The 11,398-nt window shown below is 61.2% G+C and carries 13 protein-coding genes, 1 tRNA gene and 2 pseudogenes; 9 read left to right on the top strand and 7 right to left on the bottom strand.

Features of this window, described 5'->3' with window-relative positions:
- A pseudogene (locus ACQ4WN_RS07035) lies at positions 1 to 108 on the top strand (IS1595 family transposase); the annotation flags it as partial.
- Between the two features lie 26 nt (positions 109 to 134).
- Here ACQ4WN_RS07035 and ACQ4WN_RS07030 read toward each other — a convergent pair.
- Positions 135 to 1,814, bottom strand: a complete 1,680-nt coding sequence (locus ACQ4WN_RS07030) for an AMP-binding protein (RefSeq protein WP_436550864.1) — start codon at positions 1,812 to 1,814, stop codon at positions 135 to 137.
- A 132-nt stretch (positions 1,815 to 1,946) separates the two neighbouring features.
- On the opposite strand from ACQ4WN_RS07030, the gene ACQ4WN_RS07025 reads away from it, so the two are divergent.
- The 3 genes from ACQ4WN_RS07025 to ACQ4WN_RS07015 all read left to right on the top strand — a co-directional run bounded on the left by ACQ4WN_RS07025 (position 1,947) and on the right by ACQ4WN_RS07015 (position 6,104).
- A complete protein-coding gene (locus ACQ4WN_RS07025; protein WP_436550863.1) occupies positions 1,947 to 4,310 on the top strand; it encodes a DNA polymerase II in 2,364 nt (787 codons plus the stop codon).
- Between the two features lie 262 nt (positions 4,311 to 4,572).
- Entirely contained in the window at positions 4,573 to 5,889 is a 1,317-nt protein-coding gene (locus tag ACQ4WN_RS07020) for an enoyl ACP reductase FabMG family protein (protein WP_436550862.1), read from the top strand.
- A 130-nt stretch (positions 5,890 to 6,019) separates the two neighbouring features.
- Positions 6,020 to 6,104 (top strand) — tRNA-Leu (locus tag ACQ4WN_RS07015).
- Positions 6,105 to 6,345: 241 nt separating this feature from the next.
- Here ACQ4WN_RS07015 and ACQ4WN_RS07010 read toward each other — a convergent pair.
- Positions 6,346 to 6,585, bottom strand: a complete 240-nt coding sequence (locus tag ACQ4WN_RS07010; RefSeq protein WP_436550861.1) for an Imm10 family immunity protein — start codon at positions 6,583 to 6,585, stop codon at positions 6,346 to 6,348.
- Between the two features lie 125 nt (positions 6,586 to 6,710).
- Between ACQ4WN_RS07010 and ACQ4WN_RS07005 the strand changes: the two genes are divergently transcribed.
- Entirely contained in the window at positions 6,711 to 7,001 is a 291-nt protein-coding gene (locus tag ACQ4WN_RS07005) for a type II toxin-antitoxin system RelE/ParE family toxin (RefSeq protein WP_436550860.1), read from the top strand.
- Between the two features lie 9 nt (positions 7,002 to 7,010).
- Positions 7,011 to 7,307, top strand: coding sequence for an addiction module antidote protein (locus ACQ4WN_RS07000; protein WP_099401703.1), 297 nt, complete (start codon positions 7,011 to 7,013; stop codon positions 7,305 to 7,307).
- A 204-nt stretch (positions 7,308 to 7,511) separates the two neighbouring features.
- Here the strand turns inward: ACQ4WN_RS07000 and ACQ4WN_RS06995 are convergent, their stop codons facing one another.
- From ACQ4WN_RS06995 to ACQ4WN_RS06980, 4 genes and pseudogenes are all read right to left on the bottom strand, one after another.
- Positions 7,512 to 7,835 (bottom strand): hypothetical protein, encoded by a 324-nt coding sequence (locus ACQ4WN_RS06995; RefSeq protein WP_436550859.1) that lies wholly within the window; start codon positions 7,833 to 7,835, stop codon positions 7,512 to 7,514.
- A gap of 57 nt (positions 7,836 to 7,892) precedes the next feature.
- A complete protein-coding gene (locus ACQ4WN_RS06990) occupies positions 7,893 to 8,000 on the bottom strand; it encodes an STY0301 family protein (RefSeq protein WP_436550858.1) in 108 nt (35 codons plus the stop codon).
- Positions 8,001 to 8,010: 10 nt separating this feature from the next.
- Positions 8,011 to 8,175 (bottom strand): annotated as a pseudogene (locus ACQ4WN_RS06985) (NnrU family protein); the annotation flags it as partial.
- Positions 8,176 to 8,244: 69 nt separating this feature from the next.
- Positions 8,245 to 8,637, bottom strand: a complete 393-nt coding sequence (locus tag ACQ4WN_RS06980) for an Imm10 family immunity protein (protein WP_436550857.1) — start codon at positions 8,635 to 8,637, stop codon at positions 8,245 to 8,247.
- A 146-nt stretch (positions 8,638 to 8,783) separates the two neighbouring features.
- Here ACQ4WN_RS06980 and ACQ4WN_RS06975 point away from each other — a divergent pair, with 146 nt between their 5' ends.
- From ACQ4WN_RS06975 to ACQ4WN_RS06965, 3 genes are all read left to right on the top strand, one after another.
- Positions 8,784 to 9,200 carry a GNAT family N-acetyltransferase gene (locus tag ACQ4WN_RS06975; protein WP_436550856.1) on the top strand — a complete coding sequence of 139 codons (417 nt, stop codon included), beginning with the start codon at positions 8,784 to 8,786 and terminating at the stop codon, positions 9,198 to 9,200.
- Positions 9,201 to 9,207: 7 nt separating this feature from the next.
- Complete coding sequence (locus ACQ4WN_RS06970; protein ID WP_436550855.1) at positions 9,208 to 9,954, top strand: M56 family metallopeptidase; 747 nt, start codon at positions 9,208 to 9,210, stop codon at positions 9,952 to 9,954.
- Between the two features lie 68 nt (positions 9,955 to 10,022).
- A complete protein-coding gene (locus ACQ4WN_RS06965) occupies positions 10,023 to 10,523 on the top strand; it encodes a hypothetical protein (RefSeq protein WP_436550854.1) in 501 nt (166 codons plus the stop codon).
- Between the two features lie 3 nt (positions 10,524 to 10,526).
- Here the strand turns inward: ACQ4WN_RS06965 and ACQ4WN_RS06960 are convergent, their stop codons facing one another.
- Positions 10,527 to 11,333, bottom strand: coding sequence for a class I SAM-dependent methyltransferase (locus ACQ4WN_RS06960; protein ID WP_436550853.1), 807 nt, complete (start codon positions 11,331 to 11,333; stop codon positions 10,527 to 10,529).
- Positions 11,334 to 11,398 lie beyond the last annotated feature (65 nt).

Below are 11,398 nucleotides of genomic sequence, written 5' to 3'. Positions count from 1 at the left end.
CCGAATTATCTGGGGTGGCGCTGGATACTCGACGCCGGACGCATCCGCTCCCCAGAAACATTGTTGAAGGCAACCATGGGAGAGTTCCCACACCTTACGGTGACATAGCCTTTTTTTATGTGCCCGCAAAAAGCTTAATCTGTGCCCAGCCCCAGGTCAGTCGCCACCTGCTGGCGCAGCAGGTATTTCTGGATCTTGCCCGTCACCGTCATGGGAAATTCCTCGACGAAGCGCACATAGCGGGGAATCTTGTAATAGGCGATCTGCCCGTCGCAAAAGGCACGGATATCCTCGCTGGTGGCCTGCGTGCCCGGACGCAAGATGATACAGGCGCACAACTCTTCGCCATACTTGGCGTCCGGCACGCCCACGCATTGCACGTCGAGCACGCTCGGGTGGCGGTACAGGAATTCCTCGACTTCGCGCGGGTAGATGTTTTCGCCGCCACGGATGACCATGTCTTTCGAGCGGCCGACAATGCTGCAAAAGCCGTTCTCGTCGATGACGGCCAGGTCGCCCGTGTGCATCCAGCGCGCCGTGTCGATGGCTTCGGCCGTTTTTCCCGGGTCGCCCCAATAGCCCTGCATCACGGAATAGCCGCGCGTGAGTAATTCGCCCTTCTCGCCACGCGGCACGATGCGCCCTTCCGCATCGATGATTTTCACTTCCAGGTGCGGGTGGACGCGGCCAATCGAGGACACGCGCATTTCACGCGGGTCTTCGATCGCCGTCTGGAAGCTGACGGGCGACGTTTCCGTCATGCCATACGCAATGGTAATTTCCGCCATGTGCATCAACTCGATGACGCGCGTCATGACTTCCATCGGACAGGGCGAACCGGCCATGATGCCGGTGCGCAAGTTCGACAGATCGTAATGCTTGAAGTCAGGATGGTCGAGGATGGCGATGAACATGGTGGGCACGCCATGCAGTCCCGTACAGCGCTCGGCCTGCACGGTTTCCAGCACGGCTTTCGGGTCGAAGCCTTCGCCGGGAAACACCATGGCCGCACCATGCGTGACGCAGGCCAGGTTACCCAGCACCATGCCGAAGCAGTGATACAGGGGCACGGGGATGCACAAGCGGTCCTGCTCGGTGAGGCGCATGGCTTCACCGATGAAAAAGCCGTTATTCAGGATATTGTGGTGCGTCAGGGTGGCGCCCTTCGGCGCGCCCGTGGTGCCGGACGTGAACTGGATGTTGACGGCGTCGTCAAACTGCAAGCTAGCGCTGATGTCTTCCAGGTGCGCCAGGTCGGCGTCGGCAATGCCCTCCATCAAGGCGTCGAAGTTGTGCATGCCCGGCGTGGCGGCCGCGCCCAGGCGGATGACGTGGCGCAATTGCGGCAGGCGCGGCGACTGCAGGGCGCCGGCGCGCGAACGGGCGATTTCCGGCACCACGTCCTGCACGATGGCCAGGTAGTCGCTGGACTTGAAGCTGGGCGACAGAATCAGCGCGCTGCATTGCACCTTGTCGAGTACGTATTCGAGTTCCGAGCGCCGGTAGGCGGGATTGATGTTGACCATGATCAATCCGGCTTTCGCCGTGGCGAACTGGGTCAGTACCCATTCGGCGCAATTTTGTGACCAGATGCCGACTCTGTCGCCCGGCTGCAAGCCCAGCTTCAGCAAACCGGCGGCCAGGCGGTGCACGCGCTGCTGGAATTGCGCGTAGGTCCAGCGCACGTTCTGGTGCGCCACGATCAGGGCATCGTGCTGGCCATAGCGGGCGGCGATGTTGTCCAGGTAAGCGCCTATTGTTACACCGATCAACGGCGTCTCGTGGGCGCCATGTACATAACTGATTGCTTGCATGCTGTCTCCGGGGTGGGCGGCGCGACGCGCTCTTGTTATCATCTTCGATGCTGAAAATTATAGCCGCAACCGGCCCCGCCCTGCGCAGCTTGCTGTAATGTGCAGGCCAGCACACCAGACACTCACGGCACCATGACAGGCAACACGCAGCACCCGCTCGAACAGGGCTTTATCCTGACCCGCCACTGGCGCGACACCAGCGCCGGCACGGAAGTCGATTTCTGGCTGGCAACGGACGCCGGCCCCCGCCACGTGCGCCTGCCCGTGCAGACGGCGGTCGCCTTCCTTCCCATGGAGCAGCGCGAGCAGGCGGAACTACTGCTGCGTGGCGAGCGCCACGCCGAGCTGCGCCCCCTCTCGCTGTCCGACTTCCACCACCGCCCCGTGCTGGGCCTGTACTGCAAGCAATACCGGCATTTGCTGAAGCTGGAAAAGCAACTGCGTGCGCACGGCATCGACGTCTACGAAGCCGATATCCGCCCGCCCGAGCGCTATCTGATGGAGCGTTTTATTACAGCGCCAGTGTCGTTCTGCGGAGAAACCCTGCAGGAAGTGCAGCTGAGGCCAGCGCCCGGCTACCGCCCCACATTGAAACTGGTGTCGCTCGATATCGAGACGACGGCGCATGGCGAACTGTATTCGCTGGCACTGGAAGGCTGCGGCCAGCGCCAGGTGTACATGCTGGGGCCGCCAAACGGCGGCGCCGAAGTGCTCGACTTCGACCTGGAATACTGCGACACGCGCGCGCAGATCCTCGAACGCCTGAACACGTGGATGGAAGAGCACGACCCGGACGCCATCATCGGCTGGAACCTGGTGCAGTTCGACTTGCGCGTGCTCAAGGAACACGCCGAACGCTTTCAAATTCCCTTGCGGCTGGGACGCGGCGGCGCCGTGATGGAATGGCGCGAGCATGGCGGCAAGCAGGAACACTATTTTGCCGCCGCGGCGGGACGCCTGATCATCGACGGCATCGAAGCCTTGAAGTCGGCGACGTGGAATTTCTCCTCGTTCAGCCTGGAAAACGTGGCGCAGACGCTCCTCGGTGAAGGCAAGTCCATCGACAATCCCTACCAGCGCATGGCCGAGATCGACCGGCGTTTCCGTGAGGATAAGCCGGCACTGGCGCGCTACAACCTCAAGGATTGCGAACTGGTCACGCGCATCTTCGCCAAGACCGAGCTGCTGACCTTCTTGCTGGAACGGGCCAGCGTAACGGGCCTGGCAGCCGACCGCAGCGGCGGCTCCGTGGCCGCGTTCGAACACCTGTACTTGCCGCTGATGCACCGGCAAGGCTACGTTGCGCCCAACCTGGGCGATGTCTCCGGCGACAACAGCCCGGGCGGCTTCGTCATGGATTCCCAGTCGGGCCTGTACGACTCCGTACTGGTGCTCGACTATAAAAGCCTGTACCCGTCCATCATCCGCACCTTCCTCATCGATCCCGTGGGACTGGTGGTGGGCACGCGTGGCGACGAAGCCGATACCGTGCCCGGCTACCGGGGCGCGCAATTTTCGCGCGTGAAACACTGCCTGCCCGCCATCGTGCAACAGGTGTGGCAAGGGCGCGAGGCGGCCAAGCGCGAGCGCAATACGCCGCTGTCGCAAGCGTTAAAGATCATCATGAACGCGTTTTATGGCGTGCTGGGTTCGAGCGGCTGCCGCTTTTTCGACCCGCGACTGGCCTCGTCGATCACCCTGCGCGGCCACGACATCATGCACCGCACGCGCGAACTGATCACCGGGCAGGGCTACCAGGTCATCTATGGCGACACGGATTCCACCTTCGTGTGGCTGAAAACGGCGCATAGCGACGAAGCGGCTGGCAAGATCGGCCGCGCCCTGGTGGCGCACGTCAACGCCTGGTGGGAGCGGCATCTGCGCGAAGAATTCGGCCTCGACAATGCGCTGGAGCTGGAATTCGAGACGCATTACCGGCGTTTCCTGATGCCCACCATCCGCGGCTCGGAAGAAGGCAGCAAGAAGCGCTATGCGGGCCTGGTGGGCAAGCCCGACGGCAGCGAACAGATGGTCTACAAGGGCCTGGAAACGGTGCGCAGCGACTGGACGCCGCTGGCGCAGCAATTCCAGCAAGAGTTATACCGGCGCATCTTTCAGCGCACCGCCTACCAGGACTATGTGCGTGACTACGTGGCGCGTACCGTGCGCGGCGAATGCGATGCCTTATTGGTTTACCGCAAGCGCTTGCGCCGTCCGCTCGGCGACTATCAGCGCAACGTGCCACCCCACGTGCGCGCGGCGCGCACGGCCGACGCCTACAACCTGGCGCAGGGCCGGCCGCTGCAATACCAGAACGGCGGCTGGATCAGCTACGTGATCACGGTGGCGGGGCCGGAACCGCTGGAAACGCAGCGCTCGCCCATCGACTACCACCATTACCTGACGCGCCAGCTGCAACCGGTGGCGGACGCGATATTGCCCTTCCTGGGCGATGATTTTTCGCGCCTCGTGTCGGGGCAGCTTGATTTGTTTTAGATCAATTTTACTGACCTGGGTTGCCAAGCTGAGGTAATATCGGCGCCTGCCAGGCCAGTCTGCGGGCGCTGTGCGCCGTGGCAGCGTAAAATACGCCTTGGCGAAAGAATAAGAGCTGCATGAAGAAGAAGATGGCATTCCAGACGAGAATTATTCGCAACAGGATTTTTCCCGCTGAAATGGCGCATAATTTAACACTATGTTGAACCAGCAGGCAGTAGCACTAGCCATCTGCCCGCTAATTTTTGAATGAATTGACACCATGACCGAGATTACGTCCTTAAGAGACATCCCGCAAAAAAATATCTTCCGCAAAGGCGACACCTTTGTGCTGTTCGGCGAGCTGTTCGGCCGCGGCTATGTGAATGGCTTGCTGGACGAAGCGCGCAAGGCGGGCATGAATATCGTCGGCATGACGGTCGGCCGCCGCGATGAGAACATGGCGCTGCGCCCACTGAACGCGGAAGAGCTGGCGGAAGCCGAAGCCAACCTGGGCGGGCGCATCATCAATGTGCCGCTGATGGCCGGTTTCGACCTCGACGCGCCGGCAGGCGAGCCGACGCCGACAGCCCTGCTGGCCGACATGACCCTGAAAAGCTGGCAAGAAGACAAGCTGGACTGGGCGCAGATCGAACGCTGCCGCGAAGCCGGCATCGCCCGTTTCAGCGCTTCCGTGGCAAAAGCCATGGCCGAGCTGGACAGCCTGATTCCTGATGGCAGCAATGTGTATTTCGCCCACACCATGGCCGGCGGCATTCCGAAAGTCAAAGTCTTCCTGGCGATCGCCAACCGCATCTACAAGGGCCGCGGCGAGCGCTTCATGTCCTCGCGCGCCTTGCTCGACAGCGATCTGGGCAAGCTGATCCTGATGAACTTCGACGAAGTCACGGCCAACACCCTGCAGCACCTGATCGACGGCAGCGCCGCCATCCGCGCCCGCATCGAGCAAACGGGCGGCCAGGTGCGCTACAGCGCCTACGGCTACCACGGCACCGAGATCCTGATCGACGGCAAGTACCAGTGGCAAACGTATAGCAACTACACCCAAGGCCTGGCCAAGATGCGCCTGGAAAACGTGGCCAAGGCCGCGTGGCAAAAAGGCATCAAGGCCACCGTCTTCAACTGCCCGGAAATCCGCACCAACTCGTCCGACATTTTCGTCGGCGTGGAACTGTCCCTGTTCCCCCTGCTCGACGCGCTGAAAAAAGAAGGCGGCGCGGCCTGGTCCGAAGAGCAGTGGAATATCTGCCAGGGCTTGCTGGAAGACGGCGTCTCGCTGCAAGACTTGCTCGACCGTATCGCCGCCTACAACGGCGACGCCACCAGCGTGCAGTTCCGCAACTTCGCCGCCTGGCCGATGGACAACACGCCAGAGCTGGCCGACGTCATGATCGGCACTTCGGACGACATCACCAAGCTGCACAAGGACCGCAAGGAATTGATCACCGACCACCTGAGTTCGCTGGTACTGGAAGGCACGGGCCCGCTGATGTTCCACGCCATGTCGGAGCCGCAAGCACCCGTCGTCTGGCTCAACCACGACATCATCGCGCGCCAGCTGGCCTCGGTGCATAACTGATACTGGCCCAGCCGCAGTGAGAAACGCCGTCCCGCGCTTTCGCTCGGGGCGGCGTTTCTACTTTGGGCTAACAACAGCAAGCGAAAAACTTGCCGAATTGTGACAAATAAGTGATAATGCGTCTCGCGCTGCCCGAGTGATGGAATTGGTAGACGTAGCGGACTCAAAATCCGCCGCCGCAAGGCGTGCCGGTTCAAGTCCGGCCTCGGGCACCAGAATTAAAGTAGAAAAGCACTGACTTCGGTCGGTGCTTTTTTCATTTCCGTCCTATTGTTTTTCCTGAATTTTTTACTGCATGCATTTCAACGCAAAGGCCCACCGCGCAGCCTTTGCGCTACGCACACGATGCATGGGATTCCCCTTGTCGCCAGTTGGCCACGCAAGGCGGCTTGCATCGTTTAAGTTCTTTCAACAACCAAACGGTCGCACCGGCAGGCGCGGCGCCATCACCGCAGATCAACGCTCTTCGCGAGAGTAGTCGCAGCCGGCGAAAGTGGTGCGCACCGCTTGCTGCAACTGGGCGTAGCACTCCGGCGCCAGATTGAAGCGCACATCAATCTGACCATCGTCGTCCATCTGCATGGCCGCCTCGGCATCCATCTGCACAGACCGTCGGTTCTGATGCAGAATCACGGCGTGCATGTGGCCATACCAGGGAAATTGCTGGCCGCAATATTCGATATACGGTTCAGCCATGGCCCCGCGCCACCGTTATCGTTTCCGCTACAACACAGATCACCAAGCACATCAGGCGTGGTTAAACTGCTCAGACTTGATTAATTCGCTTGATTATATGTATCCCAAATAATACATTCGTATGTATGAAAAGCATCCACACTACCGTCACTTTTGATGGGTGGTTCAGTAAACTGAAGGACAGGAAGGCTTTTTTTCGAATCCAGGCGTGCATTGACAGCGCCGAAGACGGCAACTTTGGAGATTGCAAGCCTGTCGGTGGCGGCGTCTCGGAAATGCGAATTGACTGCGGCCCAGGTTACCGCATCTACTTCACTCAACGCGGCATGGAAATCATCATCCAGCTCGCTGGTGGAGATAAGTCAACCCAGGCGAAAGACATCAAAACCGCACAGCAACTCGCACAAGAACTCTAGGAGGTCGTTATGGCAGAGAAACTAAATAAATGGGATAGCGCCCAGTACCTCAAAACTGAAGAGGACATGGTCGCCTACTTCGAAGCCTGCCTTGAAGAGGCTGGCGACGATGGATCCTTCATCGCCAAAGCGCTCGGCAATATTGCCAAGGCGCGCGGCATGACACAACTCGCCAAAGATACCGGACTGGGACGGGAGAGCTTGTACAAAGCCCTGTCCGGCGAAGGCAATCCAAGCTTCGACACAATACTGAAGGTAACGCATGCTCTTGGCCTGCAATTCCGAGCCGCTGCCCTCTCAGCTTAAAGAATCGCACGCAGGTCTGCCATTCCGACACACTCTCAGCCTTGAGCAGCGATGCTCAAGCTGACGACATCTGAGCCAACTCAATATTGATTAGTTGTAATTGCATTAATAGCAACCCCGCTTCCAACCAGGCGCCGTGGTTCATGTCGAGGTCGTGTCCGAATGGCTGACCCCGGCAGCCACTAAAAGAGCCAAAACCGGGTGTTACGCCGCAGCCGAAACTTCCTCCGCATCGACCGCCAGGGTCATCTCAAAAAGGCGCCGCATATAAGCATCCGCGTCATCGACCATGAACAACACATGCTGCTGGGCAAAGGAGTCCAGTGTACTGACGTCCCATTTCAAATTGCGCAATGCTGTCGGCGTGACGATGAAGCTTTCCAGAACGACCTTCTTGCCGGCGCGCTGGACGCGTTGCTCGATTTCCTTGATAGTGCGATGGAACAGAATTTTTTGGCTGGCCGGTCCTTCATGAATCAAGCCATGCGGCTCAACGAAAGCAACGTCAGCGTAGCCTGGGTTATGCATACAGCTATGCCTGACTACGACAGCCCCATGAAACTCCCTGCGTTGGCGATATTTCGATCATCCGATACAACGAATCCTGATATCGTGCTGGCCCGCCTTCTGGCCATGGTGATAGATGAGGGTGCATTTCTTGACGGAGTTTGGTAGCCGCTGGGACAAGGTCATTTCGTTATACCCCCAAGATGATCAGGCCCAGCCCGGCGAACGCCACGAGCGAATACAGCCCCTTCCAGCGTTTTTCGCCGAGGCGCGCCAGTTGGGCGCTGCGCCAGCCGTCGGCGACGATGCGCACCGAGTGCAAGCCCAGGAACAGCAGCAAACCGAGTATCAGCACGGTCATCGTCTTCTCCCCCAGTCAATACCAGCTATCGAGCATAAACGACACCGTGACCGATGCCGTCCGCGCAGATCAACGTTCCTCGCGATAGTAATCGCAGCCTTCAAAAGTGGTGCGCAGCGCCTGCTGCAGCTGGGCATAGCGTTCCGGCGTCAAATTGAAACGCACGTCGATCTGGCCGTCGTCATCCATCTGCATGGCGGCCTCGGCATCCATCTGCACGGACAAGCGGTTCGGATGCAGGATGACGGCGTGCATGTGGCCATACCAGGCAAATTCCTGGCCGCCGTACTCGATGTAGGGCTCGTCCATGCCCATGGCCGCGTCCTGCTCGTCATACTCGTCGGCGCGCTGCAGCATCAGGTAGACGGGCTCGCCTTTGCCGGCTGGCGCGGCGAGGGTGGTGATCAGGGTGTCGTCTTCATTGATAACGGACAACTCGGTGGCGGTAAATCCTGCGGACATGGCGTGCTTTCAACAAATGTATGGATGACGCCACCATAGCGCAAAAGACGCCCGGACAGAATACCCGCGACAAATAAAGCGTGCCGCCCCGTAACGGCATCGCCGCCTATAATTGTCTCTCCAAACTATTTCTACAGGAGACAGCCTTGACCGCAGCATCGCCCTACACCACCCGCCTGGCCATTCCCGCCATCGCCACCTACCAGCACCTGCGCGTTGCCGCCGGCCTGAGCGCGAAAACCACGGAGGCGGCGGCCAGGGGCTTGCCACACTCGCTGTTTGCCGTGCAAGTGCTGCACGGCGACGCCGTGGTGGGCATGGGCAGGGTCATCGGCGATGGCGGCTGTTTCTTCCAGGTGGTCGATATCGCCGTACTGCCGGCCCACCAGGGCAAGGGCCTGGGCAAGCTGATCATGCGCGAAATCCGCCAGTTCATCGACAGCGAGGTGCCGGAAAGCGCGTATGTCAGCCTGATCGCCGATGGCCAGGCGCAAGACCTGTATGCGCAGTTCGGTTTCAAGCACACGGCGCCCGCCTCGGTCGGCATGGCGCTGAAGCGCTAGGCGCCCGATGCCGGCCTGGCTGCTATCCAGCATGGCGCTGGCGCTGCTGTTGAGCGCTGCCGCCTGGCGCGCCGAACGCACGCTGCAGCGGCGCGGGCGCACGACGCGCTGGCTTTGGCTGGCGGCCATCGCCGCCTCCGTGCTGCTGCCGCTGGCATGGCTGCCCGGCGTGCTGGCGGCCATGCCGGCGACACAGTCGCAGCTGAAACTGGGCTGGTTTGTCTTGTCGGTGGGCATGTTGCTGCTGTTGGCGCTGCGCAGCGTCTGGCTGCTGTCGCACCAGCGCCGCTGGCAAAAAACATCGTTGCTGGGCACGCCCGTACTCCTCAGCGGCGGCATTGGCCCCTGCGTGGCAGGGCTGCTGCGGCCGCGCATCGTGATGCCCGTCTGGCTGTCGCTGATTCCGCCCCGACAACAGGCGCTGCTGCTGGCGCACGAGCAATGCCGGCTGGCCGGGCGCGATCCGCTGCTGCTGGCCATGGCGCATGCCTGGATCGTACTCATGCCGTGGAACCTGCCCCTGTGGTGGCAGCTGCACCGGCTGCGCTTTGCCATCGAGGTCGATTGCGACGCGCGCATGCTGGCGCAGGGCCACGCGCTGCGCGACTATGCCATCGTCCTGCGCCGGCACGGCCAGTATTATTCGGGCTTGACGGGCGCCTCGCCCATCGTGCTGAGCGACCCGCTGACGCTGCGGCGCCGGCGCCGGATCATGGGCAGATTTACCCGGGACCAGGCGGCGAACTTGCTATAGTAGCGGCAATGCCGCGCGTCACGCCCGCGCCCCTGGCCCATTCCCCCCAAAGAAATCAGAGAGATACCATGCTTTACCTGCTTGCCATCGTGATCGTCATCGCCCTGCTGTACTACGTCTTCAGTGGCCGCACGCCCGTGAAACCGCTGCACAAGCCGCTCATCTCCGTGCGCCAGTACGTGCCGGCGATACCTGCGGGCGCGCCGGCGCACCACTGGAACGATGAGGGACGCTTTGCGTCGGAAGTGGAAAACGAAGCTATGTACCAGCCCGCCATCGCCAAACTGGCCGGCGAGCATGGCCCGGGCAACGCGGAAGAAAAATGCCTGGCCCTGCTCGTCTGCGACGATGCCAATCCGTTCCAGGACAAGGCCATCGCCGTCTTCATCGATGGCCAGCTGGTTGGCTACCTGTCGCACAACGACGCCCTGCGCCTGCGCCGCAACCTGGGCCGCCAGGACCTGGTGGGCCAGCTGACCTCGTGCGACGCCGTCATCCGCGGCGGCGGCCTGTGGAATGGCAAGCGCCTGTCGTATGCCGTGTGGCTGGACTTACAGCCGTACAATTAAAACTTACGCCGCGCGCGCCAGCCTGACGGCGCGCGTGGCGATAAAGCTGGGCAGGTACTTTTCAATTTCAAAGCGCTGGTGGGGATGCATTTCCTCGTGGTAACCCGCCAGCACGAAGCCCGCCATCAGCTGGCCGCCGATCTGGCTGCCCAGGCCATGACCGAAGACCAGCGCCTCGCCCTTCTCCATGCGCGCCTCCAGCGCATCGGCATCCATATCCTCCAGGTCCGAGTACGGCAGCACGAAACGGGGCCGTATCAAGCCCTGCTGTGCCCATTGCGGGTCGCGGTCGCCGATGAATACGGCCGGGTTGAAGAAACTGCTCAGCAGCACGCCGCCATCGGCCAGCACACGCGCGCATTCGCGCCACACAGGGGCGATGTCGGGCACGTACTGGTTCGACACGGGGTGGACAATGACATCGAAGCTGGCGTCGACAAAACAGGCCAGGTCGCGCATGTCGCCCTGTACCGTGGCCAGCTGCAAGCCGTCTCGCTCAGCCACCATGCGGTCTTGCGCCAGTTGCTGCGCAGACAAATCGAAGACGGTGACATGCGCGCCGGCGGCGGCCAGCACGGGTGCCTGTTGCCCGCCAGCACCGGCCAGGCACAGGATGCGCTTGCCGCTTACCTCGCCCAGCCAGCCAGCCGGCAGGAGACCGGGTGTCAGATGGATCTGCCACTGCCCGGCGCGGGCCGCGGCGATGGTGGCGCTGTCGACGGGCTGCGACCAGGGACAGTTGCGTGCAGCCTGGGCATCCCAGGCTTGCTGATTATGCTGCAAGAAATTGTTACCTAAAGGCATCGTCATCCTTTCAGAAAAACAGGACGCGAATGTAGCATGACTCCAGGTAAGACGTCGCACTGGGCAGCTGG

The organism is Janthinobacterium pasteuri (assembly GCF_051380775.1).
In the GTDB taxonomy this organism is placed as follows: Bacteria; Pseudomonadota; Gammaproteobacteria; order Burkholderiales; family Burkholderiaceae_D; genus Janthinobacterium.
Note: the sequence above shows the minus strand (reverse complement) of the source record. Positions and strands in the feature narration are given on the sequence as shown.

What these genes read in the sequence shown, in the direction of transcription:
- ACQ4WN_RS06980 (WP_436550857.1), bottom strand. Translation starts at nt 8,637, where the DNA reads ATGTCCGCAGGATTTACCGCCACCGAGTTGTCCGTTATCAATGAAGAC.
- ACQ4WN_RS06965 (WP_436550854.1), top strand. Translation starts at nt 10,023, where the DNA reads ATGCTTTACCTGCTTGCCATCGTGATCGTCATCGCCCTGCTGTACTAC.
- ACQ4WN_RS06995 (WP_436550859.1), bottom strand. Translation starts at nt 7,835, where the DNA reads ATGCATAACCCAGGCTACGCTGACGTTGCTTTCGTTGAGCCGCATGGC.
- ACQ4WN_RS07000 (WP_099401703.1), top strand. Translation starts at nt 7,011, where the DNA reads ATGGCAGAGAAACTAAATAAATGGGATAGCGCCCAGTACCTCAAAACT.
- ACQ4WN_RS07010 (WP_436550861.1), bottom strand. Translation starts at nt 6,585, where the DNA reads ATGGCTGAACCGTATATCGAATATTGCGGCCAGCAATTTCCCTGGTAT.
- ACQ4WN_RS07025 (WP_436550863.1), top strand. Translation starts at nt 1,947, where the DNA reads ATGACAGGCAACACGCAGCACCCGCTCGAACAGGGCTTTATCCTGACC.
- ACQ4WN_RS07005 (WP_436550860.1), top strand. Translation starts at nt 6,711, where the DNA reads ATGAAAAGCATCCACACTACCGTCACTTTTGATGGGTGGTTCAGTAAA.
- ACQ4WN_RS07020 (WP_436550862.1), top strand. Translation starts at nt 4,573, where the DNA reads ATGACCGAGATTACGTCCTTAAGAGACATCCCGCAAAAAAATATCTTC.
- ACQ4WN_RS06970 (WP_436550855.1), top strand. Translation starts at nt 9,208, where the DNA reads ATGCCGGCCTGGCTGCTATCCAGCATGGCGCTGGCGCTGCTGTTGAGC.
- ACQ4WN_RS06990 (WP_436550858.1), bottom strand. Translation starts at nt 8,000, where the DNA reads ATGACCTTGTCCCAGCGGCTACCAAACTCCGTCAAGAAATGCACCCTC.
- ACQ4WN_RS06960 (WP_436550853.1), bottom strand. Translation starts at nt 11,333, where the DNA reads ATGACGATGCCTTTAGGTAACAATTTCTTGCAGCATAATCAGCAAGCC.
- ACQ4WN_RS07030 (WP_436550864.1), bottom strand. Translation starts at nt 1,814, where the DNA reads ATGCAAGCAATCAGTTATGTACATGGCGCCCACGAGACGCCGTTGATC.